At 44.5% G+C, this 22,948-nt stretch carries 21 protein-coding genes; 6 read left to right on the top strand and 15 right to left on the bottom strand.

The window, feature by feature from the left end; genetic code table 11:
* Positions 1 to 6 precede the first annotated feature (6 nt).
* Complete coding sequence (locus OW495_RS10410) at positions 7 to 900, bottom strand: DMT family transporter (protein WP_099165810.1); 894 nt, start codon at positions 898 to 900, stop codon at positions 7 to 9.
* A 98-nt stretch (positions 901 to 998) separates the two neighbouring features.
* On the opposite strand from OW495_RS10410, the gene OW495_RS10405 reads away from it, so the two are divergent.
* Complete coding sequence (locus OW495_RS10405) at positions 999 to 1,787, top strand: helix-turn-helix transcriptional regulator (protein WP_065111466.1); 789 nt, start codon at positions 999 to 1,001, stop codon at positions 1,785 to 1,787.
* A gap of 253 nt (positions 1,788 to 2,040) precedes the next feature.
* Positions 2,041 to 2,835 carry an endonuclease gene (locus OW495_RS10400; protein ID WP_289886368.1) on the top strand — a complete coding sequence of 265 codons (795 nt, stop codon included), beginning with the start codon at positions 2,041 to 2,043 and terminating at the stop codon, positions 2,833 to 2,835.
* Positions 2,836 to 2,987: 152 nt separating this feature from the next.
* On the opposite strand, the gene OW495_RS10395 is transcribed toward OW495_RS10400, so the two are convergent.
* From OW495_RS10395 to OW495_RS10380, 4 genes are all read right to left on the bottom strand, one after another.
* Complete coding sequence (locus OW495_RS10395; RefSeq protein WP_281054147.1) at positions 2,988 to 3,629, bottom strand: hypothetical protein; 642 nt, start codon at positions 3,627 to 3,629, stop codon at positions 2,988 to 2,990.
* 207 nt (positions 3,630 to 3,836) lie between these two features.
* A complete protein-coding gene (locus OW495_RS10390; RefSeq protein WP_289886455.1) occupies positions 3,837 to 4,970 on the bottom strand; it encodes a lipocalin-like domain-containing protein in 1,134 nt (377 codons plus the stop codon).
* On the bottom strand, positions 4,970 to 7,510 hold the full coding sequence (locus tag OW495_RS10385; RefSeq protein ID WP_289886359.1) for an ABC transporter permease: 2,541 nt from the start codon (positions 7,508 to 7,510) through the stop codon (positions 4,970 to 4,972). The genes OW495_RS10390 and OW495_RS10385 overlap by 1 nt, the downstream gene beginning before the upstream one ends.
* A gap of 8 nt (positions 7,511 to 7,518) precedes the next feature.
* A complete protein-coding gene (locus OW495_RS10380) occupies positions 7,519 to 8,217 on the bottom strand; it encodes an ABC transporter ATP-binding protein (protein WP_102513193.1) in 699 nt (232 codons plus the stop codon).
* A gap of 598 nt (positions 8,218 to 8,815) precedes the next feature.
* Between OW495_RS10380 and OW495_RS10375 the strand changes: the two genes are divergently transcribed.
* A complete protein-coding gene (locus tag OW495_RS10375; protein ID WP_102513192.1) occupies positions 8,816 to 9,958 on the top strand; it encodes a hypothetical protein in 1,143 nt (380 codons plus the stop codon).
* A 31-nt stretch (positions 9,959 to 9,989) separates the two neighbouring features.
* Here the strand turns inward: OW495_RS10375 and OW495_RS10370 are convergent, their stop codons facing one another.
* Complete coding sequence (locus OW495_RS10370) at positions 9,990 to 10,937, bottom strand: LysR family transcriptional regulator (RefSeq protein WP_102513191.1); 948 nt, start codon at positions 10,935 to 10,937, stop codon at positions 9,990 to 9,992.
* Positions 10,938 to 11,059: 122 nt separating this feature from the next.
* Here OW495_RS10370 and OW495_RS10365 point away from each other — a divergent pair, with 122 nt between their 5' ends.
* Positions 11,060 to 11,746, top strand: a complete 687-nt coding sequence (locus OW495_RS10365; RefSeq protein ID WP_102328218.1) for a DJ-1/PfpI family protein — start codon at positions 11,060 to 11,062, stop codon at positions 11,744 to 11,746.
* Between the two features lie 59 nt (positions 11,747 to 11,805).
* Here the strand turns inward: OW495_RS10365 and OW495_RS10360 are convergent, their stop codons facing one another.
* The 8 genes from OW495_RS10360 to OW495_RS10325 all read right to left on the bottom strand — a co-directional run bounded on the left by OW495_RS10360 (position 11,806) and on the right by OW495_RS10325 (position 19,432).
* Entirely contained in the window at positions 11,806 to 12,795 is a 990-nt protein-coding gene (locus tag OW495_RS10360) for a zinc-dependent alcohol dehydrogenase family protein (RefSeq protein WP_102513190.1), read from the bottom strand.
* Between the two features lie 20 nt (positions 12,796 to 12,815).
* Positions 12,816 to 13,604: a phytanoyl-CoA dioxygenase family protein gene (locus OW495_RS10355; RefSeq protein ID WP_102513189.1), complete on the bottom strand. Its 789-nt coding sequence runs from the start codon at positions 13,602 to 13,604 to the stop codon at positions 12,816 to 12,818.
* A 256-nt stretch (positions 13,605 to 13,860) separates the two neighbouring features.
* Positions 13,861 to 14,979, bottom strand: a complete 1,119-nt coding sequence (locus OW495_RS10350; RefSeq protein WP_102513188.1) for an HlyD family secretion protein — start codon at positions 14,977 to 14,979, stop codon at positions 13,861 to 13,863.
* The gene (locus OW495_RS10345) at positions 14,979 to 15,287 is read right to left on the bottom strand and encodes a DUF3302 domain-containing protein (RefSeq protein ID WP_102291407.1); all 309 of its coding nucleotides are present in this window, start codon (positions 15,285 to 15,287) and stop codon (positions 14,979 to 14,981) included. The genes OW495_RS10350 and OW495_RS10345 overlap by 1 nt, the downstream gene beginning before the upstream one ends.
* Before the next feature lie 175 nt (positions 15,288 to 15,462).
* On the bottom strand, positions 15,463 to 16,362 hold the full coding sequence (locus OW495_RS10340; protein WP_102513187.1) for a LysR family transcriptional regulator: 900 nt from the start codon (positions 16,360 to 16,362) through the stop codon (positions 15,463 to 15,465).
* Between the two features lie 224 nt (positions 16,363 to 16,586).
* Positions 16,587 to 16,832 (bottom strand): hypothetical protein, encoded by a 246-nt coding sequence (locus tag OW495_RS10335; protein ID WP_102513186.1) that lies wholly within the window; start codon positions 16,830 to 16,832, stop codon positions 16,587 to 16,589.
* 224 nt (positions 16,833 to 17,056) lie between these two features.
* Entirely contained in the window at positions 17,057 to 17,938 is an 882-nt protein-coding gene (locus OW495_RS10330) for a DMT family transporter (RefSeq protein ID WP_102513185.1), read from the bottom strand.
* A 162-nt stretch (positions 17,939 to 18,100) separates the two neighbouring features.
* Positions 18,101 to 19,432, bottom strand: coding sequence for an MFS transporter (locus OW495_RS10325; protein WP_289886342.1), 1,332 nt, complete (start codon positions 19,430 to 19,432; stop codon positions 18,101 to 18,103).
* 318 nt (positions 19,433 to 19,750) lie between these two features.
* Between OW495_RS10325 and kduD the strand changes: the two genes are divergently transcribed.
* Both kduD and OW495_RS10315 read left to right on the top strand, forming a co-directional pair.
* Entirely contained in the window at positions 19,751 to 20,512 is a 762-nt protein-coding gene (kduD, locus tag OW495_RS10320; RefSeq protein ID WP_289886340.1) for a 2-dehydro-3-deoxy-D-gluconate 5-dehydrogenase KduD, read from the top strand.
* A 53-nt stretch (positions 20,513 to 20,565) separates the two neighbouring features.
* Positions 20,566 to 21,204, top strand: a complete 639-nt coding sequence (locus tag OW495_RS10315; protein WP_289886337.1) for an RpiB/LacA/LacB family sugar-phosphate isomerase — start codon at positions 20,566 to 20,568, stop codon at positions 21,202 to 21,204.
* 131 nt (positions 21,205 to 21,335) lie between these two features.
* Here OW495_RS10315 and OW495_RS10310 read toward each other — a convergent pair whose 3' ends face one another.
* Entirely contained in the window at positions 21,336 to 22,847 is a 1,512-nt protein-coding gene (locus OW495_RS10310) for a DUF1214 domain-containing protein (protein ID WP_289886336.1), read from the bottom strand.
* Between the last annotated feature and the right edge of the window lie 101 nt (positions 22,848 to 22,948).

Genomic DNA, 22,948 nt, shown 5'->3' with positions numbered 1-22,948 from the left:
GAAAAGCTAGCTTTGCTGAGGTAGAGCAGCCTCAAGCCTTGGTTTTCTTTTGATTTGAGCAAGAATGACACCCGAAATAACCATCACTCCACCAATTATATGGAACTGATTAATCTCTTCGCCTAGCCAAGTGGAGGCTAATACAATCGCGATAACGGGCATCAAGTTCATAAACATCGCACTTGAATCTGCACCAATGGTGTCAATCGCTTTCACCCACATCCAAGGCGCCAAAATAGAAGCCGCAACCGCGGCATAAGCGATCAAAGGAACAGCTTGCTGCGATGGTAATAGTTGCTCACTTGTTAACCAAAGAGGAGTCAACATCGCGACAGCAAATAGCCCTTGAATATAAATCACGACCCAACTGCTAATAGGCATTTTCCAGCGTTTGAGTAACACGCAGTAAGAAGCGTAGACACAGGCCGCGATTAACATATAACCATCGCCTTGGGTAAGGTTTTGATGGATGAAGAACAGAGGGTCGCCTTTACCGAGCATTAACGCCAACCCAGCCAGAGACAACACACCGCCCACAATACTCAGGCTAGAAATAGACTTGTTCAACAAAGGCACACTAAGGAACACACTGATGAGTGGAACCAAAGAAGTAATCAATGCCATGTTAGAAGCGGAGGTGGTTAGGCCTGCGTAATAACCCAAAGATTGGTTTAACACCATGCCCAAAAACCCAAGGAAAGCTAATTTAGACAAGTTCGGCTTAATGATTGGCCACTGTTTAATCACAGACCGGATGCAAAAAGGCGTCAAAATTAACATCGCAATAAACCAACGGTAAAAACTCATCGCACTTGGTTCTATCGTGCTCGCTGCTAGCTTGTTGACGATCGCATTTGCACCCCAGATACAGACTGTGAAAAATGGTAATAGATAATACATGTGAACTCCGTCGCAAATGACTTGATGCGGCTAGTTTGACAGGTCGTTATACTTACAGATATCTTTAAAAAGACATCAGACGCGATAGGAAGACAAGTTTGAAAAAACACTCAAGAAACCTTCATCCGTCCTTATCAATTGATAAGGCACCATCCAACGTATTTATGAATTTCGAAGCTTTCTTATCGAACACCGAAACTCGTATTCACAGCCACCCTTGGGGACAGGTTCAGTTGATCAGCGGTGGGATTCTTGAAATGGAAGCAGAAGGCATACGCTTTCTCGCGCCGCCACATCTCGCTATTTGGGTGCCAGCTGGGGTCATGCACTGCAGCTACAACCGTAAGCCATTGGATTACTGCTCACTGAACATTGCTCATGAGTTAACTCAGCATCTGCCTGAGAAAACCAGCCTCATTAAGATCACCCCAATCGTGTCTTCGATTATCGATGACTTTCGCCAACGCGATATTAACGTTGCACAAAGCGAACAAGATCAAAGGCTTGTTCAGGTGTTACTCGATCAACTTGCAGAGCGTCAAGTCGAGCATCACTTCTTACCTTCAACTGATAACAAGTATCTTGCCCCAATTCTTGCGGCGATAGAAGAGAACCCAACCGACGATATTTCGCTAAAGGATTGGGCAGAGAAAGTGCACGCAACCGAGCGTACTTTGTCGCGTCATTGCCAAAGTGAATTAGGTATGAGCTTCACGGAATGGCGACTACGAGTTCGCTACTTGTACTCAATGGACCTATTAAGAAACGGGCAATCGGTTAAAGAAGTGGCACTCACATTAGGTTACAACCAAGCCAGCCCCTTCATTAGTATGTTCAAGAAATATTCAGGCCAAACACCAGAGCAATATAAGAATCGTTTGTTGTAATTAGTATAGGGAGAGGCACCGGTTTGGAAACGGGTGTCTGTCACGGCAAAAACGTTAAGTCTTGCCAAACTAAAGTACCTAGAATCCATTGCGAGTTATTACCTATTAAGAGCTGGATATTGACCCCTTCAATAATAAGGCGTTAGACCTCCCTTTTTATAAATAAAACGATTGCATATAAATTGTGTTTTGTAGAGTCTTAGGACACTCATCAATGATGAGTGATTAAAACAATAATAAGGATACTAAAACAATGAAAATGCGTTTAAATCTAAGCCTTTTCCTAATTTCTACAGCTCTTAGTCCAGTTGCGCTTGCTGATATTACATATCCTGACGGCTACTACCTTGAAGCTGAAGGACTCAACGGAAATGCGTTAAAAGACATGCTCGGTGTCATTGCTGCTCGTGGGCAAAAGCAATTATCGTATACCCAGGTATGGTCGGCATTAAAAGATACTAACGAAGACCCGAATAACTCGAACAACGTTATTCTGTATTACAGCGGCCGTTCACAATCTAAAGATTTTACGTCGTCGGGAAATAACGACAAAAATGCATGGAATCGTGAGCACCTTTGGCCTAAATCTTTTGGTTTTAAGCGTAAAGATCAGTGGGGCTATACAGACATTCATCACCTGCAACCCACCGACGCAGAGATTAACTCTATCCGCTCAAACAAAGACTTTGACTTTGGTGGTTCGCCATTGAAAAAGTCGCCGTTGAACAAAACCGATTATGACAGCTTTGAACCTAGAGATGCTGTAAAGGGTGATACTGCTCGTTCGATTTTCTACATGGCCGTACGTTATGAAGGCAACAACGCAAACATGCCTGATTTGTATCTGGTTGATGATGTTTCGAGTACGTCAGGCAAGCCAAAGGTTGGAAAGCTATGCACATTGCTCCAATGGCATAACGCTGACCCAGTAGACAATTGGGAACGTAACCGCCATGAAAAAGCCGTGCAGTGGCAAGGTAACCGTAACCCGTTCATTGATAACCCAAGCTGGGTAAATGATATTTATGGCAGCCGATGTAATGGTTGATTGAGCTCCCGAACACGACTAATTGGCAGCTATATATTTGAAAAAATCAAAAAGCCATCTTCGTGATGGCTTTTTGATGTCGCTAGTTCGTTATTGGATAGAGAGTATGTGATGTTGGGTTAGCGTAACGAATCACTCTCTTAAGCAATTTGCTATGCGATGTTGCCATCCACTATATCTTGGAGCTCAAGCTGGCGCTTCATTAAGATAGTGTCTGCAAACATTTTTTCAGTTTCTTCTGGTTTAAACTTATGCCATCGTCTATCTGTTTTAAAGTTCAATTTGATAACATCATTATTGATAAAGTCGTGGGCTGCGTCTTCTATACGGCTAGATATATCTATAATGTCATTTCTTATAGCCATTCCTAGTCGTGGTAAACCAATATCATTCACCTGCTCGGTCCATTTATGAAGGGTTACTAGATAATCTATACAGAAACAAAGCTCTCTTCTTAACTCTGCGGATAGCCAACGGTCTGATTGTGACTGAACTTGGCCGAATTGAAACCAAAAGCTATCGAATGCTTCTCTACTTGCGAGAAATGCAGGGTAACGCGGTAGCTCTTTGCCACAGGGAACCCCTTCGACTGCATGCATCACTCTCATCAAATTAGCCAAATTGATTACTTGGTCATGAGCTTCTAGTTTTTTATCTACGATCTTTTCAGCTAATTTGAGCTTTGTTTCTCTAGATTTACCATAGAAACCGAATAGCCCTGTAACAATCGCACCAAGTAAGCCACCAATAATCGCAAAGACAGCGCTCGCATTTTTTACTAATAGTTCTTCCATATTCACCCGTGGTCGCAATCGCATAATAGAGTTTAGATCGAAAAATTCCGTTATCAGACCAAAAACTTTTCTATTTAGTTTTCATTGGTTGCTATTCTACTCTTTAGGAACAAATAGTTACCTATAAATTGTTGTGACATGTAGAAAGGAGATAGGGTTTTCTGTAAAGCATGAGTTTGGATTGCAGCGATGTCCGTACCGGTATGCTTAATATCCCGTCAATTCCATATAGCCCGTACCAGAGTGTGTTCCTTCAATAACGATTGGCCCTTCCCAATAGGGTACTGACAGTGGCATTTTGGCTTTGGGGTTAAGTGCCGAGACGGTCAGTTCTATTTGCTGGTTTGGTATTGAGATTTGCCATTCTGTTGGATAGTTACGACTGTCGATTTCTGTTTGATTAATAGCGGTTAGGTTGATGTCTTGTTGCTTAATCGCGAGGCCGGATCCATCTTGCTTCATCAACCTTGCGTGGGCATAACTGGCTTTACCTGATGTTGAGTTTCGAAGCTGAAATACCACCAAACTGGTTTCATCACTCAGCCTTAGCGCAAACCAATCCCAGCCTTGTTGTGAGTCGAGTAAGAACTGAGAGCTCCACTCTCTGTCTATCCAACCTTTGCCAGACACTTGATGTGTTATGCCATCAATGGTTACTTCGCCTGATACATCGATGAATGGTTGGCTGTAGTAATAGGAAGCCACTTTGCCATCGCCACTTTTGGTGCTGTAGCCTTGCTCACCTTGTTTTTGATAAGGCGCGTTACTGGTGAGCGATAGCGAGTAGCCAAACTGATCGGAATTAGCGTTCAAGGTTGCGGGGAATAGATCATCGCTTGAAGAGTTCCATTGCCAGTCATCAAGATAGACACGAAACGGCGAAGCGCTTACACCTGCCAGTTCTGCTTGGTCGCGTGACCACTTCTCATCAGCGTAGTGTTTGTCTTCGGTGGTTACGGCACTGTGCGCCATGTAAATCTGCTGACTTTGCCACGTAGTTTTCTTAGTGCCATTGCCACTTTCCTGTGGTGCAGCCGCGAAGCGAAATTGTGTCCATTGCACACCCAGAGCATTGCCATTCTCATCGATAAGGTTAGCGGTTAAGTACCACCACTCATGACGAAAACTTGGGTGTGCTTGATGGTCGGCAGGGAAGGTGATCTCCACGCCTTTTACTACCGACGTGAATTGCTCAGTTTCTTTTTGTGTTTCATTATCGGTTTGTGTTTCAGTACCGAGTAGCGAACCCATATTTTGAGCTGATGGTTGAGTGGACTCCTCACACCCTAAAAGGAACAAGATGCCAAGTGTGAGCACGAAAACTCTCATTGATCGATTCATCACAACATCTCACTTTGCAAACTGGATATCACGGGCTTACTGACCAAACGCCACAGTGGAATCAAGGTCGCTATCACAGCGACTAAAATGGTGATGGCTGCGATGCTGAGTGCATCATTCCAATTCCATACATAATTTAAACTCCAACCAAAGGCGCGCAGGGTGACGATGTCCGTCAACACATAACCGACCATAGCGCCGAGTGGTAAAGCGATAACCAGAGTGAAGGCGACCAGAACAACGATTTGCCCGACCACCATCGCCATCAATTTTCGCTGACTAACACCGAGCGCATACAACCTTGCAATAGCGGCTTTACGTGCATCGAGCAACATGAAACAGGCGCAGAACAACCCTATTACCGCGACCATTAAAGTAACGCCATTAAGCGCTCGAGTGATGGCAAAAGTTTGTGAGAAGATATCTAACGCGATCGATTTGATCTGCGCTTGATCGTAAAGCTGGCTAGGGTGCAAATTGAGTTGTTGGCGCAGTTGTTCGTACACCACTTGTGGGTCGCCAGATACTTTGATTCCCAAGCTGGTGGGTAAGTCAGTAAATCCGCTTTCGAGCCATAGATTAGGCGCAAGTAACACTTCACCATTCGGTGAGCCGTAATCATGAAAAATCGCGCCGACGATGAGTGTTTTGTCTTGGATCGCGTCGAGCTTGAGTTGGCTTCCAAGGGACAGGCCGAGCTTCACCGCAGTGGGTTCGCTGATCGCCACGAATTCACCTTGGTAAAAGCGCCTCCAGAAATCATCAAGGTGGGATTGGAACACCATGGTTTGCTCAAGTGTGTCTTTGTCTTTAGTGCCGAGCAAAGTGGGTAATCCCTGCAAGTTATCATCGACGTAGTATTGCTTATAGACGGTTTCAACATTATCAAACTGTTCTAACGCACGCTCCACATTGGCGATTTCACCTTGGGCAGGGCTAACGTAAATATCGGCATGTAAGCGCTGTTCAAGCCATTGCTTTAAAGTGGATTCAAAGCTGCCGACTAAGGTATTCATTCCCATGTTAGCGGTAACCGCTAGAAGCAGCGCCATCATGGCAAGGGATAGGGGAGATATTAGCTCTCTCAGTTCCGCAAAAAGATATTGTATTAGCCCCGATTGGGTGCGTTTTTCGCTCCAGTTCGCTAGTACGCTAAGTGTTTTGGGTAGATACAAGGGAATCGACACCACTAACATTCCAAGCCAGGCCATGGTGAAGCGATGATGTTCGCTAAGCCATAACCCCGCTAACGCGATAACCGTCAGCACCAAACCGATAGTAAACAACTGGTTTTCGTTTGAAGCCTCTGGCGCTTGGTAAAAACCACCATGGGAAGAGAGTGGTTGTCGAATACGCTGCTTAAAGTGTTGCCAACATGCAACTAACGTAGCCGCTAACGTAAGTAATAAAGCTTGTACCAACCATTGCCACTGCCATGTGCCGGGAAGCAGTGTTGCACCGTAAAGTTGCTCAAGCGTTATCGCGACGGTTGGATGTAGCCAGTGGCTGAGTTGAATGCCGAGAATGAAACCAAGTGATGCGCCTAGTGTGACTAAAACCGTGAGCTCGATTAGCAGAGCAGAAAACACGATGCTTGGCGCAACTCCAGCCTGTTGAATTTGTACCAATAGCCGATTACGTTTCAGCAAACTGTACTTCACACCGTTGTAAGAGATGAATAGGCCAACCAAAAACGCCAACAAGCTCATGGCGGTGAGATTGAGGTGAAAGCTATCGGTAATTGAACCGAGATCCGTACTTTGGTTGTTGGAAATCCATTGCCCTTGCTTGCCAATAAGGCTTTGCCACTTATCCTGAGTATTGCTGTTAGTGTCGCTCTTAGTGTCAAAAATAGCGATATAGCTCAGTTGCCCTTGCTTGTTAAGCAGTTGTTGAGCGAATCCAATGTCCATCAACATTCGGCTACCGAGCTGCCATTCATCAGGTAGTACCACAACTTGGGTGACTATTTCATCGAGAGTAAGTGTATCTACTTCGCCTAAGCTTTGATGTTGCGATTGGCTCATCATCACAATGGGCTTGCCAGCTAACAGTTGAGGAAGCGGTAATGCGCTGTCGAACAGGGATATGTTTTGACTGTCTTCTGACTTTCTATCGTTTTCGGCTAGCTTGTCGCTAGAATAGCGAGATCTTGAGGTGAGAGCAGCGATCAACTCACTGCCTTGTACTGACCAACGACGACCTTGTTCGTCTCTCACTCGCCCTTCAATCACGGGCAGCGCTGCGCTTAATCCACTTTGTCTTAAGCTGAAGTAGAGCGATTCTGGCAAATAGTTTTGCCCTGCTGGTGGAATGATAAGGTTCTGCGCTTGAGCGCTAAGTTGCTCGGTCGATTCTGCATAACTGCGCTTGGCATTGAGGTTGATCGCTTGCACCGCGACAAACAAGGTGACCGCTAACACAATGCCGATCAGAATCGCTGCGGCTTGCAATGGTGATTGACGATAGTGCGCCGCGAATAGATTCAGAGTCAGTTTGGTATGGGTGAGCTGGTTCTGAGCGAACTTAACTTGCTTCATTGGATTGCTCACAACGCTGCTGCTCTTGGGGTTAGATCCGCGTTCCTTAAACAGCAATCATCTAATACCAATTTTGTCTGCATAAAGCTGGCACATTCTGGGCTGTGCGTAACCAAAAGCACGGCAGTGTTGCCTTGCGTGGTGATTTCACTCAGCAGCTTCATTACCTCAATGCCAGCTTTGTGATCGAGGTTGCCTGTGGGTTCGTCGGCAAGCAGTAGCTTAGGTTTGTGGGCTAACGCACGTGCGATTGCCACTCGTTGTTGTTGTCCGCCAGAGAGTGCGGATACGTGTCTTTCGAGTAGCTCGCTGATGCCCAATGCGTCAACTAAATAGTCACACCAGTCGCCCCATTTTTGTTGATTTAAATGGAGAGGAAACGCGATGTTTTGTTTTACGTTGAGTGGGGTTAACAAGTTGAACTGCTGAAAGATAACGCCCAGTTTTTGATGGCGGAAACGGCTCCAGTGTGAATCTTTCCAATCTGATGTATTCTCGCCATCGAGCCACAATTTTCCACCAGATAAAGGTTCGAAGCCCGCAATTACATTCAGCAGCGTACTTTTTCCGCTGCCACTCGCTCCTGTCAAAGCCACGCTTGCCCCTGTTGCTAAAGCGAAGTCGACATTGTCCAACACGCTATGAGTGTCTTTGCCATCAACAAAGCTTTTGCTGGCATGTGCGAGTGTGACAATAGGGCTTTCCATTTCCTCTCCTTACAACCAAAACTGATAATCAAAAGGTGTCGTTACTTGTGGCAATTACCGAAGCGACAAGCTCTATAAAACTGTAGACAACAATTTCAAATATTAGAGCGATTTATATCGAATTATTAATAACTTGTACTTCGATAAGAGGGAAATAGATCAGTGTGAGGGAGAATACGGTAGGTGGAAATTAATAACAGCCACCCCAAAATTGTGAATCAAGTTTCCATAGTGGCTTTTGTAGCCTTTGTTAGGCCGTGGCATATCCGGTGTTGAGTTTAAAAAATCAGAGCATATTCCTAACGGTATTAGGCTCATTTTTTTACGACAACTAAGCGACTTAGTTCGGAAGTTATACCCGGTTATAGGCTGAGTTCGGGCAATCTAAAAGTTACCTACATCATGTTTTTGTGCTGTTATGTTACAAAATGTTATGTCAAAAAGAGGTGCTTTACAGTTGTTAACTCTGCGGTTGGGGTTTTTTAATTGGCTGATATTACTATTTATTTGGCTAATTCATCGGAACGTATTTTTTAGAATAATAAATAACTGAAATTATTGATATCCTCATTTTTTATTTATATGTAGGTGGGCTCACATGCGATATCAATCATCACCAGTTAATCCTGAAGAAAGACAAGAAACCACAAGTGAGCGAGCAGAGCGCCAACGGCAAGAGCGTAGAGCTGAATTAACATATTCTGAAAGCGATGAGAAACGATGGGATGAAAACCGAGAAAGGGTTCTTAGAGAAAGGCAAGAAGCCCCCCTTACTGTTTTAGGCATTTTTTCGACGGTCGCTGGTGTCGAAATAGGTAAAAGCAAGAGTAAACCTATACCGCAAACCATTCATCGCTTTTGGTCTGGGGGCGCTATGAGTCAAGAAGCTTTGCATGTATTACTTGAGTCTGTTGAAAAATCTCAAGGTAGTTCATTCAAACACTGCATCTGGCATTCTTCTTTATTAGAAGAGGAGTTTGTGAAACGCGAATTGATTCAAGAAGAAGTTGTGGAAAAGCGAGATACCCAAAGAGCCATACTACGAAGCAGTGGGTACGATACTTGTGATATCGATACATTGTTTGAGCCTGACCCTACACAAAGTGCGTTCGAGCGTTTTAGAAACAAGCCGTTACCCAAAACAAAGCCGGGAGTACTGACCAAGTCTGAACTTGCCAATATGGTTAGGAAAGCGTGTGACCATTTGGAAAAAGGTGGGAGCAGTAAGTGGGATGGCATTAAGCACTTCTCTGATATTGCTCGTCTGATTTACTTAAAGGAAAAAGGCGGTCACCACTTCGATGTCGATTTTGGGTTGGGTAATATGAATTTTGAGCAATGTTACTACCATAATGACGATCGCGGGATTGTCCCTTTGATGGGGGCAACGACTCCGGTCAGTACAGATCCAATCAACGCACATTTACAAGTTGTTCATCCAAAAAATGAACAAGATCTCTCAGAGCCAAGTTATTGTGATTCGGTGAAACAGGTAGCGGAAATGGCGATGATGATGTCGCGTATGCTAAACGGCATCATAGCGACGAGCGCACAAAACCCTAATGTGACTGAAGGCATTGAACTGCTTCGACCTGATATTGCCAGTAAAAATGGTGAATTGCCGAGTGGCATGATGGCGAACAAAAGTTTGCTAGGAGAGACTCCTAGCGCGCCATCTTACACAATCCCGCCTTATCTAATTGACTTGGAACACATTACAGCAGAGTCGGATGCGCGATAACTCGCGTTGGCCGGGGGCTTCAGGTATCGATTTATCGAAGCTGATTGATATTCAAATCACTCACCCAAGTGCGGCGTGGACTTTCTCCCTGAGATTGTATTGACTCAACCATAAAATCGACAAACAGCTTCACTCTCAGAGGCATAAGCTCTCGTCGAGGATAAAGAATGTAAACCCCTTCTCCGGAGGGGCGAACACTCGGGAATAGTGGAACCAGCTCGCCGCTATTGAGCCAATCTCGGGCGATAAAGTGTGGGATCTGCGTTAAGCCAAGCCCTTGAGCACAAAGTTCAGCCATCGATTCCCCATCATTAACCACGATGTTCTTGCCAACTTCTACTATTTGGTTTTGTTCATCTGGTGTGAGCCTTAACCTGAGTAGTTTTCCCGTTTGTGCGAATCGAAAGCGTATCCACGTATGTTGATGAAATTCCTGCGGTCCGCTGGGTGCCCCGTGCTGGTCAATGTATTCTTTACTTGCGCAGATTAAATACTCTATTGGGCTTAACTGGCGAACAATCAACTGACGATCTTCGACAGAACCTGAACGAATCGATACATCTATACCTCGCTCTATCATGTCTACATAGGAATCGTCGTATTGGATTTCTAAATCAATGTTTGGGTATTGGCGGCGAAACTCTTTTAGTAAAGGTTGGATATAACGGCGACCATAAGACACGGGCAGGTTAAGTTTCAGTGTTCCAGACGCAGAGTTATTGAGGTGTTGTAGTTCCTCTTCACAGGTATTGAGTTCGTCCAATACTCGTCTTGCAGTTCGTGCATATTGCCGACCTGCCGAGGTTAAATTTAGTTGGCGAGTTGAGCGTTGGAACAATTGAACACCAAGCTCTGCTTCTAATCTTTGCAATGCCTTGCTAACGGTTGATGGATCCGTTCCGTATTGTTTTGCCGCTGCTGCGAAGCTTCCTCTGTCTAACGTTGCAATAAAAAAGCGTAATGAGCGTATTTTATCCACTCTAACGTCCTAACTTATTCATGAATTTTATTCACTATAGATGGGTGAAGTAGACACTTCAAACATGAAATGAGCTCGTTAATATAGTTACAAGAATTTCATTTAAATAACGAGGTCTCGTCATGTTCAATAGTAAATTAAACGTTCGTTTTGTTGCTCTACTTACTGTTTTTATTAGTTTATTTTTGTTGGCACCAACAGCATCAGCTAAAAATAAGAAGATTGGAATATTAGTTTATGATGGCGTACTCACGTCAGATGTTACGGCTCCACTTGAAGTGTTTGGTGTCGCAAGCCGTTTAACTTGGTTTAGTGATTACGACGTAGTCACTATATCGGTGACTGACAAACCAACAGTCGTCACAGAGGAGGGGTTAAACATTGGGGTGGATGCTTGGATTGGAGATAAGCCACAACTCGATGTACTGATACTCACATCAAGCTACAGCATGGAGCCTTTGCTCAACAATAAAACATTGATCAATTATATCGCTTCAACGGCCAAACAGGCGGAGTGGATGGCAAGTAACTGTTCAGGCGCTTACTTGTTAGCAGAAGCTGGCGTATTAGATGGCAAGCAAGCGACCACATGGGCTGGAGGCGAGGGAGACTTTCAAGATGACTACCCAAAAGTAAAAGTACTCGCAGATACAAATTACGTTATTGACGATAAGGTGCTTACATCAAATGGCAGCTTAGTGAGTTATCAAGCAGCGTTGAAGTTGTTGAATTTAATGAGCTCACAATCTAAAGCACAAGAGGTTGCAGATGCTTTGCAATACTCTCGATTCTCAAACCAAGCTTTCTAAACAGAGCCCCGTATTTCTATTTTAGCTCTAAGCATAAGGTGCTTTCTGCGCCTTAACCGTTACATCGGAAGCAATATGATCTTGCCATCTAATTCTGTGGTTTTCGATTCAATAAGATCAATCGCGGTTTGCACTTCATCGAATGGCAGATAGCGGTCAACGTCGAGCTGTATGTCGTTTGTGATGAAGTGATCTAGCATGCTTGTGAATTTATCACGACGAACATCTTTGCCTTCAGCCTCTTCCCAATAACGTAAAAAGAAGGTGCTGAAATCGATGCCTTGGCTTTTCGCCTGCTCAAAAAAACGTGGCTCGTAAAAATCCAGCGATAGCGTGCCATAATTGATAAAACGCCCTTTGTTACTAAGGGTATGAATAAGATCGGTTCCGGGGGAACCACCAATCGCATCAAAGGCCACTGTTGGTTGAGGTAAACCGAGTCGCTGAATTTGTGCAACCAAATCACTTTTGGCATCCAACACATGACATGAAGTGGTTTGAGTACGCTCAGGTTGTGACGTCACGGCAATGATTTGAAACCCGAGTGATACTGATAACTGGGAGAAGATTTTACCGATGGCTGAGCTGCCCGCGTTGATGATCAACACATCTTCTTGGGTCAGCTTAGCCACTTCTGTCGTCAACACCCATGCGGTTAGCGCATTAATGTACAATTGGCAGGCGTAGCCACTTTCTAGATGCTGAGGAATTTGGAACAGATCATCTGGTGATACATCGACATAGTTCTGCCATGTCCCACTGGTTGCCACGAGCACTCGCTGATGCGTTGCAAACTCAGCATGGTTGGACTCTACAACTCTTCCGACCGCTTCAAATCCTGGAACTCTCGGCGGCTGGTGGCTGTGCTTGTACTGCCCAACACCATAAATCGACAACAGATCACTAGGATTGATGTTGGTCGCCTCAACTCTTACTCGAACCTTATCCTTATCTAGCGTCCCTAAAGTGACATGTTCTAGTTTGAGAGACTCCTTCGGCTGACCGAAGCGGAACTGGCTAATTCGGGTATTTTGCTTAGTGTCAGTCATGGTTCGGGCACCTTTGTGGTTTATGAGCACTGCATCGACTTTAAGTGTAGCGTGTTCATAAACAGTCTTGGGTCGGTAATCTTGTTCAACATTGATGGAGTTGGTAAACAATCGTCATCGACGTAGTCGACATAGTCTGCTGCAGAATCAAAGATCAAAATATCCAAGGCCAAACGATCCAATCCGTATCTACCTCGATGGATCATATCCGCTGAAAACACCAATAAGTCGCCCGCTTCTAACGGTATCTGCTTGCCACCAGAGATATCATCGCTGCTCACTTTACCATTCTCTTCTTGGCGAACGTTGTATTCTTCTTCATTGTCCCAGCGCTTGTGTGTTCCGGGGATAAGCTCCATCCCGGGCTCGTCAAAAATAGGGACTCGCAGGTGCAATACTTGAGTTTCCATGATGACTTTCATCTGGTCATCAATGTCATAGTCGTATTGACAGTCGCGATGCCAGAAGTCTTTTTGTTGCGGGTTCACTGGGTTGAAAAACAGCTGCGTGTTCATGAAGGCAGGTTTGTTCGGTATCACCGCATCGACCACTTCCATCACTTTTTTTGAGCTGATGAAGTCAAACAGTACGGTTCTATCGTCGGCGGGTAGATACTCGCTGCCTGTAATCAAAGATGAGTTAAATGCCTCTTCTTGATAGAACTCTTTGTTGTCTGCTTTCCATGATTCATGGAATTTCAGCACGACTGCTCTAAGCGATGCAATTTGAGCTTCATCGAAATAATTTCTGATAACAAAGTAACCATGTTCGTCGTAACGGTCACTTAATTGTTGGCTGTTTTCTACCACTGACTACCTTCGTTCATTCTTTACCAAGTAATAACCACAGATTTATTGGGCGCATAATGCCAGACAGTCGTCATTCAACCAAGTAACTTAGGCTTTCCTTCTTACACTTACCTCTATGTTTACATCAAACAATACGAGCGCGACAAGCACGCTCTTTACGGTTGTATTTGTGATGTGCGTTGAGTTCATTCTAGCTATCTTTACTGGGTTGAATTCAATAGCATTAAATTCGCAGTTATTGCTTTGACGCTAATTGTTAACCTTCAAAAACCCAGTTTTGCCAGCTTTGCATACGTAGAATCACTTTACGTACGATCGAGAACATTTCCCATTTCGGTGAATACACGGCGACATGCGCATCTGTTCCTGCAGGGATAGGTTGACCATTCAATAGTTCTGGCTGAACAAGCTCAACTTTCACTAATACACGACCACCGACTCTCTGAAGAGGATCATTTAGATTCCCCGAAGGTGTTACGGCACCTTGTTTGAAGATGTCCAATACATCGACGACTTTTGCTCGGTAAGCGTGGCCGGGAATCGTTTTGAAGGTCACTTCTGCTTCGTAGCCGGGTTTGATATAACGCGCTGGGTTTTGTTTGAATGCTGCGACAATGGTTTTAGATTCGTCATGCACAAACGTTAGGTTTCCTTGGAAAGGAACGACACGGCTTTTCATGCCTGGGCGCAACGCTACCTGTGTGACATAGCCATCTGTCGGCGCAACAACCAATGTTTTATTGAGGTCGAACTGAGCTTTATCGAGCTCGGCAAGGTGAACCTTTTTTGCGGCCAATTGTTGTGCAATCTTCGAATCCGCCACGTTAAGTTGAATATGGTTTTGTGCCTGAACTGCTTTGAGCTCTGCAATGGAGTCAGTAAATTTGTCTACTTTTGTTTGAGAGGCGAAATCACTTTTTGCCAGCTCGATAAAACGGCTCAATTCCTTTTCATTGAAGACAAGTTGAGCTTGTGTTTTTTTGATTGATTCGCGGATGTTTTGCTTTGATAGAAGCAGTTCATCAATGGCGGCTTTCGTCGCGGTTACTTCCGCTTTGGCTCTGTCTACACTTGCTTGGAATGGTGTCGGATCTATTTGGTACAAAGGGGTACCTTTCTTCAAAGCAACATTACCTTGCACAAAAACATCGGTGACTTCACCCGAAACTTCGGATGTGATTGGGGTAGTAACACTATATACGCCAGCGACTCTTGCTACTGGCTGATACATCGCCATGTATAAGAATATCCAACCTACCAAGAAAGCCCCGATGACAGTCGCGGTGGTAATTGTCCATTTGTTTTTAGGCAGCTTTAATACACGGAATACAATCACACACAGTGCGATATAGCTTAAAATTATCAAGGTTTCCATTATTGCTCTCCCTCGGTTTTTGCTTGCAGCGCATCGATTCGTTTTTCTAGCTCATCGAGCTTTGATTGTTCGGTATTCGTTGCTCTCAAAGGCTCACTCAACATGGCCCACACCCAAAGTAGTGGCCACATTACATGTAAGAAAAAGAGGCTGACCCAGCCCGCGACGTGAATGGCATCTTGATGGGGGTGATTGCGTTTTACAGCAATTTCATAAGGAATATCGTGAATAACAACGAGTCCGTACACTAAGATCAGTAGTACGAGGATCAAAATACCCAAAGATAAGTAATCTAAAGTAAGGTTCATAATGTTCTCTCTATTACAGATGAAATCGACCATTAATTTCAGCAGAATTAGAGAGCATAAAAGCTAACCCTTACCCAATCGATAGGGTAAAGGTTAAATGACATTTAAGTATTACTTAATCCAGAGTGCGTTTTGGCTTAATTAGAGAGATAAGGGGCTTAATTGGAGAGGGGGCTTAAGTGAGGGATTGAGTGGCGGAAATCAACGCGTCGCGAAACCACTTATGTCCGTTGTCATTACGTTGAGAGTGATGCCAAGTCATATAAATGGGCACTGGCTCAGTTGAAAATGGCAACTCAACAATTCGATATTGATCGTTTTTGGAGACTTTCTCTGCAATGGAACTCGCTGTTACACACAGCCACTCTGTTTGGCTAGCCAATACCAACCCAGTGAGTGCGGAACTTGTTTTGTAGGCGACCCTTCGTACGGGCAACGGTACGTTACTGACCGAATCAAGGGTGTAGTTATTCATTCTTTGTGTTTGCCAAATGATGTGTTCTTCGGCAAAAAATTGCTCCATCGTTATGCTGTCTTGAATGCGAGGGTGACTTGCATTCAGTACTACTACAAGGCGTTGTTCAAACAGCTTCACGTTGTCGTAACCATGTTCTTCTAGGGGAACGGTAGACAAAATAACATCGACTTTGCGTTGTCTTAAATCGGCTTGTCGTGATTGTTCATCAAGGTGTTCAATGTCAGCTTCCATGTTGGTATTGGGCGCATGCTCGGTTCGATACTTGGTTAGTTCGGGAACGACCAATATATCGATGTCTTTGTGGCTGGATATTCGGAAGGTACGGCGACTATTTTGGGCATCAAAGTGTTGGCGTGACTTAGACCCATTCAAGAGTAAATTCAAAGGCTCTTGCACTTCTGCATGCAACTCAATGGCAAAGTTTGTTGGTGCAATTCCGCGTCCTTCTCGTATGAACAAAGGGTCGTTGTATTGTTCTCTTAATCGGTTGAGGGATTGGCTTACCGCCGGGGCTGAAATGCCTAATGCTTCCGCTGCAACGTTCACGCTGCGGGCTTTCATTACCGCATCTAGGGTTTTGAGAAGATTGAGATCCATTAAACAAACCATTTAAGCTAACGTTAACAATAATTAGATTATGGTTGAATCTAAGCTTAATACTAGTTATCGATGCCGTGCTTATCGATTTCCTGACAAGAAATTAACTATAGTGCTGAGCTGTTTGTTTTTTGTTGCTTTCTCAACGATTCCGTCCACACCTAAGCTGATGTGAACGTTTTCGATGACCAGTAAACCAATGGTTTGTCTTACTGGTGCTATCACTATATCGCAGGCTGTGGCGCTGAGTTTGTTTTGTTATTTTGCGTTAGCGTCTGAGGGTTAGCAGTTTCAGCTTCATCTGGAGACGTAAAATGCTTATCTGTTAGCGTCACGGTCATTGCTTCATGCTTCACTGTTATGGTCGACGCTTCGGATTGGGCTTCATTTGTCGTCGCAGGTTCAGCGAATGCCATTAGTGAGGTTGTAAATACGATTGTTGCTAGTGCGATTTGAGTGAGTGTTTTCATTTGGCTGTATCCTATTGAGTAAAGGTAATTACGAATAGCTGATACGTGCACTATAGAAATTATGTGGAAGTGGTTCTTATCATTTTACGCCACCGTAAAACTTATACGGCGGCACAACATATGGCCTTTGATGTATCGCTTCGAACATATAGCTTTGGATATGTAGGTAAGATGATTTGCTAATTCATTCTCGCTCTTTACTCACTGTTGGTGGTATCACCCATTTACTGCCACATTACCAACACAGCTGCGATTGAAAGCAAGATCAGTGCAAGAATGTCTTTGCGAGCAATGCTTTGCCCCAACCAGAAGTAAGAAATCAATACCATAAAGACCACTTCGATTTGCCCTAATGTTTTTACATAAGGCACGGCTTGAAGTGACATCGCGCTAAACCAGCCAAGAGAACCAATCACACTTGCTAGGCTTGTCATCACCACCAGTTTCGACTTGGTAAATACCTGGCGCAACGTGTCGCGTTCTCTGAAAAAGAGATACGTACAGATAATCACTGTCTGAAGGGAAATGACTAGGAACAGCACCCATGCGGCGCTATGAGGGAAGGGTAGGCCGATGCTCAAGCTGGCTTCTCGAACCCAAAGAGACGTTAAAGCAAAGGCTGTACTGCAAGCCATACCTAACAAAAACACTTTGGGAGAAAGGCTTCGCCAGCCAGAAGAGCTGCTCATGATTAGTACGCCTAACGTGCCAATAAGCACGCCGACCCAACCAGTTAGTGTCAAAGCAGTACCAAAAAACAATACGGACAGCACAGCAGACACGGGGGCTTCACACTTGGCTAAGCCTGCGCCTATCGCATAGTTCTCTAGCTTAAATAGCATCACCATCAAGCCTGTCGCTAGGATCTGCATAATCGCAGCAGCAACAATGTAGAACACAAACTCACCGGAAAAACTAGGCGTGGAGACTGGCTGCCATTGGTACAGCGAATAGAGGTAAATAAGCGCGATTGGGCCAGCCCAAATAAAGCGAGCTAACGTCACGCCAGCCACACTCATTGTGCCTGCTAGTTTACTTTGAAATGCATTGCGCCAAGATTGGCTGAAGGCTGCGAGAAGAGTAAAAGCTATCCAACTAAAAGACATGACGCTTCCATGTGTTATGTAATTTTATGATTATCTTAACAAAAAATCACATGATAAGAAGCGACATGGTCTATTTATAGCCAGAGGCTCACTTTTACTCTCTATTCGGTATTAGAGCGTTCTTGAAAAGATCGACGTTTTCTTCAAAAGATCGACGCTTTTTTAAAAGATAGGCTCCTTCTTGTTTTTGAAATAGAACAGCGCGCTGATCGAAACGAACAATAAGGTGAAGTAGTAGAAGAACGAAGACAGTGAAGCCAAGAAGTCGAGGTTCTGTTCTATCTCTTGTGCGGTGTAGCCTTGAGACACCAACTTATAGTAGTAGGCATATAAAATACCGATCAAACCATACCCAAGGTTAAACATCAGGCCTTTGAAACTGAGAACGGTGGCTCTGTTGTGTGATTCCGTCTTTTTGTTCAGATGGTAGCTGATGAATATGTTCATCGTCATGATGATAAAGATAAGTACCAATGCAGGGATCACACCATAGATCGACCAACCTAAACTGATCCAATAGTAGGTCGCCATACTCGCTAACCCCATGACCACAATAAAGGTTTTAGGCTCGATGCTTTCCGCCAATCTTCGGCTTTGTCCTGCCAATATAATTTTGAGCAAACTGATCCCAGCGCCAATAAAACCGAAGTAGATGATAGGAATATCGATGGCGAGATAGTATTGGCTGTTCATGGTTAGGAACATTCTCGAGGTGTGTTCGAACAGGCTGTAGTACAGCAAGATGAACAGCACGTAAGGCGTAGCAAGTACCCACTTGCCTGTGTCAGCCGTTAATTTAAGGCTGGCAATGGTGGTTGCTAATTTGGTTTGATCGCTTGGCATCACCTTTTTCTCTTCGCGCATGTTAACCGCTGCATAAATGGCGATCATCGCGACAAGTAGGGTTGCGAAAACAGGAATGCGCATGAGGTCCTTGGTGCTTTCTGGCTCTGCTAATCCGAGAGTATGAAAGATGTTCGCCATAAAGTTTACATCGTACATCGCAGCACCAATCAAGGTGACAAAGATCCCCACACTAGAGGCGACACGAAGCTGGATTTGTAACACTCGCGGCCATAATTCTTCATTGCCTTGTTCTTTCAAGGTGTCGTAAGCCAATGCCTCGTCGGCTCCACTGGCTAACGCCATCGCTAAGCCACTTAATATCCGGTTAACCAGAAACACAATGAAGACTAGATTGGCATCTCCAGTCGGTACAAGAGCGATCATGGCGATCTCAATGAACATCACAATTGAAGAGAGCACCACAAGCTTTTTACGCCCTAAGGTATCGGCGAACGCTCCTGATGGTACTTCCGCAAGCACAATGGTCGTCGCCCAAACCACATTAAGCATGGCAAATTGAGAAAGGGTCAAACCGTAATCTAAATAGAGTAGGGTGAAAATAGGGTAATAAAAACGCGCAAAGTAGCTGCTTCGAAACATCAAGAAGTAGCGGACATTGGGAATTTTCAGAATTTCTTTGAGCGTCATGATAATTTCAGTACTTTAAATAACACATTATTATGTATAAACCGTTTTACCTTATAAATCATGGAATTGTTGCCATAATCCAGAATTAAGTGATTTCGATAATCTTCTGGCTCTCTATTCCTAGTCGGTTACAGATTCACTCCTCTTCAAATCACCATCCTATCCATTTATTTTGTTGTGATCGTTTCAACGTGTAAGACTGATTTTGGTTCAAGATCGAACTTCTACAACGTCGCTCTCGCATTTACATCTTATTGTATGATTTAATTGATGATAATAGTGATACGCAATGAATCCAATGTAATTGAGGAAGCAAGCATGATCTTAGAGTCATTCAGTCTGGAAGGGAAAGTAGCGATAGTGACGGGCTGTAACACAGGGCTTGGGCAAGGTATTGCATTAGGCCTAGCGGAAGCCGGTTGTAAAGTTGTCGGTGTTAACCGTACAGAGCCTGAAGAGACTATTGAGAAAATGAGTGCAGCAGGTCATACGTTCCTAAACGTCAGTGCTGACCTTCTCGATCAAGCGTGTATTCCACGGATTATAGAGCGCACTTTGGCTGAGTTTGGCCAAGTCGACATCCTCGTGAACAATGCCGGAATTATTCGTCGCCAAGATGCTATTGAGTTCTCAGAGCAAGATTGGGATGACGTAATGAATGTGAACACCAAGACTGTGTTCTTTATGTCTCAGGCGGTTGCAAAGCAGTTTAAGGCTCAAGGTTCTGGTGGGAAAATCATTAACATTGCATCGATGCTCTCATTCCAAGGTGGCATTCGAGTTCCTTCCTATACGGCTTCAAAAAGTGCGGTGATGGGAGTGACACGTGCGATGGCGAACGAATGGGCGCGCGACAACATCAATGTGAATGCGATAGCACCCGGTTATATGGAAACGAACAATACTCAAGCTCTGCGCGAAGATGCCGTGCGCAATCAAGCGATCCTTGAGCGTATTCCGGCTGAACGTTGGGGTAAACCGCAAGATATTGCAGGTCCTTGTGTGTTTTTAGCGTCATCAGCATCGGACTACATTAATGGCTACACCATCGCTGTTGATGGTGGTTGGTTAGCACGCTAATTGGTTTTTTATTCTAAATTTTGAGTTTGCAGCAATCTTGCAGGAGAAGATAAATGAAAATCGCTTTAATGATGGAAAACAGTCAGGCTGGTAAAAATGCTATGGTTGCAGCTGAGCTAGAGTCAGTGGCGGGGGGCATTGGTCACGATGTTTTCAACTTAGGGATGACCGACGAGAACGATCACCACTTAACGTATATCCATCTCGGTATTATGGCGAGCATTCTGATCAACTCAAAGGCTGTGGACTTTGTTGTGACAGGCTGCGGTACTGGTCAAGGCGCTTTGATGTCACTGAACCTGCATCCGGGTGTAGTTTGTGGCTACTGCCTGGAACCATCAGATGCTTTCTTGTTTAATCAAATCAACAACGGCAATGCTATCGCTCTTGCTTTTGCTAAAGGCTTTGGCTGGGCTGGTGAGCTGAATATCCGTTACATATTCGAAAAGGCTTTCACTGGTGAGCGTGGCCAAGGTTACCCATTAGAACGAGCAGAACCACAACAGCGTAATGCAGCCATTTTGAATGAAGTGAAAGCGGCGGTGGTAAAAGACAACTTTATTGATTCGCTCAGAGCTATCGACCAAGATCTCGTGAAAACAGCGGTTAGCAGCGAGCGTTTCCAACAATGCTTCTTCGAACATTGCCAAAACCCCGACATTGCGGATTACGTTCGTTCAGTTTTAGATTAAGTTTATCAAGAGTTATATAGCTGCTAGATAAAGATAGAAAAGAGGAGCCCTGAGGCTCCTCTTTTGTTTTGCTCTTTGAACCTGATAGCTATTTTGGCGTGAACAGGTCATATGTAACTCGCTCTAGATGATCAGTTCACTCGTTTGAAGTTAGGCAATAAGGTTTCTGGCTGTTGCTCTACAAACGCTTTGCTTGGTGAATAGGCACGGAAGTAAACAAACCAGTTTTCATCTTCTCGGGTTTGCACCCAGTTCGCTTCATTGACACCTTTTGGTTTCGTTGGTGAGAAGTGGAACGTGTAGTTACCTTGTGCATCTTTAATCGTTCCATCGATGTTTGAGCCCACATCGGCACGCTCAATGTCATTGTCGATGATGGCGCGGTTTTCAACGTTATAAACAGTGATTGTCCAGAACAGATCGGCGAAGTTAACATCACCATCCAGAGTCAGAGTGTAGTGGTTGCTGCCATTAAGCCCCTTACCACTGTCATCACGGTAGTTGTCTAGGTAAATCTGACCCCAGCCACCATTCTCAAAACCGTGCATTGCTATGTCGTTGGTTACAGCTTCGTAAAACCAAGCCGCGCGGCCGTCGAGATCCATACCATAGTAACGATCTTGGTTTGGTGTTGAAGCGGTTGCGACTTCCCAAAAATTACCTTCCTTACCATAAGCTGCATGTGGCAAGCGCTCTGTTTTGTTGAAGTCGATGTTCTTCACCATCGCTTCACCCATGACAACGGCTTGCTCTAAGATCTCACGCTGCTGAGCTGATGGTTCAAATGCCTTGCCTTTTTCAATACCCAGTGGGCGTAACATGTCGTGCATCATACGATCACGCTCTGCTACAGGTTCGGCTTGAATAGCTTCATTCAGCGTGTCCCAAAATTCCATGCCTCTAGGGTGCTTAGCATCTTCACCACGATCAGGGAAATTCACGCCGTTATCACTCAGTGGCTTACCGTTGAGGTCTGTAATTTTGAGAGCCTCTAAGTCTTTCATACGTTGTTTGTCTGAATCTGCCATTAAGCGAACACCCAAAAAAACATTATTGGTATCAGACTCAAATACTTTCGCGCCTTTTGGCAGGTTACTCGGTGTTTTAGCCCCTTTGGCTTTTACCACATAGACGCCTGGTTCTGTCATTTGAGAAATACCGATTTGCCACATAGTGTGTACTGCGCCACGCAGTTCATCGGTTGGAATTTCTATGATTACAGGTTCTTTTTCGACGTTAAACCAAGTAATCGCGTAAGGCGTAGAGGTGTTGTAAGTTAAACCTCCTAGCTTAGATTCATGGGACTCAACATAAGTAATTTGACCATCCTCTGCACCCATGTCGGCATAAGCTTGTTTCCATGCGTAGTTTGAAACCAAAGGCACCGACCAAATGTAAGCTTGTGACGCGCGTTGATAGTCCATCAGTTCAAACAGTTTCGCTGAGCTTTCTTGTGTTGGAATGCCATGAAGAAAGTCGGTTTCGAAGGTGAAATCTCCCGCACGTGTTTGAAGGGTTTCTGTTGGGTTATCGTTTCCAGCAATCGCTGTTGCTGAAAACAAAGCCGTTAGAGAAACGAGCATCGCTGTCGATCGAAGTGGGCAGGTGAAAGTACCGGCTATCGCTTTAGATAAAATGTTCATGTTGTGTCCTCAAAAATTCGAAACTTGGTTTTTAATTTGAAACTGTTCTTTGAAATTAAAACTGTTCGTTAGAAATACTCAGTTAAAACGGCTTTGCTAAA

Source organism: Vibrio sp. 14N.309.X.WAT.E.F5 (assembly GCF_030397615.1).
GTDB lineage: Bacteria > Pseudomonadota > Gammaproteobacteria > Enterobacterales > Vibrionaceae > Vibrio > Vibrio lentus.
Note: the sequence above shows the minus strand (reverse complement) of the source record. Positions and strands in the feature narration are given on the sequence as shown.

What these genes read in the sequence shown, in the direction of transcription:
- OW495_RS10390 (WP_289886455.1), bottom strand. Translation starts at nt 4,970, where the DNA reads ATGAATCGATCAATGAGAGTTTTCGTGCTCACACTTGGCATCTTGTTC.
- OW495_RS10350 (WP_102513188.1), bottom strand. Translation starts at nt 14,979, where the DNA reads ATGGAAACCTTGATAATTTTAAGCTATATCGCACTGTGTGTGATTGTA.
- OW495_RS10365 (WP_102328218.1), top strand. Translation starts at nt 11,060, where the DNA reads ATGTTCAATAGTAAATTAAACGTTCGTTTTGTTGCTCTACTTACTGTT.
- OW495_RS10315 (WP_289886337.1), top strand. Translation starts at nt 20,566, where the DNA reads ATGAAAATCGCTTTAATGATGGAAAACAGTCAGGCTGGTAAAAATGCT.
- OW495_RS10395 (WP_281054147.1), bottom strand. Translation starts at nt 3,629, where the DNA reads ATGGAAGAACTATTAGTAAAAAATGCGAGCGCTGTCTTTGCGATTATT.
- OW495_RS10345 (WP_102291407.1), bottom strand. Translation starts at nt 15,287, where the DNA reads ATGAACCTTACTTTAGATTACTTATCTTTGGGTATTTTGATCCTCGTA.
- kduD (WP_289886340.1), top strand. Translation starts at nt 19,751, where the DNA reads ATGATCTTAGAGTCATTCAGTCTGGAAGGGAAAGTAGCGATAGTGACG.
- OW495_RS10410 (WP_099165810.1), bottom strand. Translation starts at nt 900, where the DNA reads ATGTATTATCTATTACCATTTTTCACAGTCTGTATCTGGGGTGCAAAT.
- OW495_RS10385 (WP_289886359.1), bottom strand. Translation starts at nt 7,510, where the DNA reads ATGAAGCAAGTTAAGTTCGCTCAGAACCAGCTCACCCATACCAAACTG.
- OW495_RS10380 (WP_102513193.1), bottom strand. Translation starts at nt 8,217, where the DNA reads ATGGAAAGCCCTATTGTCACACTCGCACATGCCAGCAAAAGCTTTGTT.
- OW495_RS10335 (WP_102513186.1), bottom strand. Translation starts at nt 16,832, where the DNA reads ATGAAAACACTCACTCAAATCGCACTAGCAACAATCGTATTTACAACC.
- OW495_RS10330 (WP_102513185.1), bottom strand. Translation starts at nt 17,938, where the DNA reads ATGTCTTTTAGTTGGATAGCTTTTACTCTTCTCGCAGCCTTCAGCCAA.
- OW495_RS10360 (WP_102513190.1), bottom strand. Translation starts at nt 12,795, where the DNA reads ATGACTGACACTAAGCAAAATACCCGAATTAGCCAGTTCCGCTTCGGT.
- OW495_RS10375 (WP_102513192.1), top strand. Translation starts at nt 8,816, where the DNA reads ATGCGATATCAATCATCACCAGTTAATCCTGAAGAAAGACAAGAAACC.
- OW495_RS10325 (WP_289886342.1), bottom strand. Translation starts at nt 19,432, where the DNA reads ATGACGCTCAAAGAAATTCTGAAAATTCCCAATGTCCGCTACTTCTTG.
- OW495_RS10400 (WP_289886368.1), top strand. Translation starts at nt 2,041, where the DNA reads ATGAAAATGCGTTTAAATCTAAGCCTTTTCCTAATTTCTACAGCTCTT.
- OW495_RS10310 (WP_289886336.1), bottom strand. Translation starts at nt 22,847, where the DNA reads ATGAACATTTTATCTAAAGCGATAGCCGGTACTTTCACCTGCCCACTT.
- OW495_RS10340 (WP_102513187.1), bottom strand. Translation starts at nt 16,362, where the DNA reads ATGGATCTCAATCTTCTCAAAACCCTAGATGCGGTAATGAAAGCCCGC.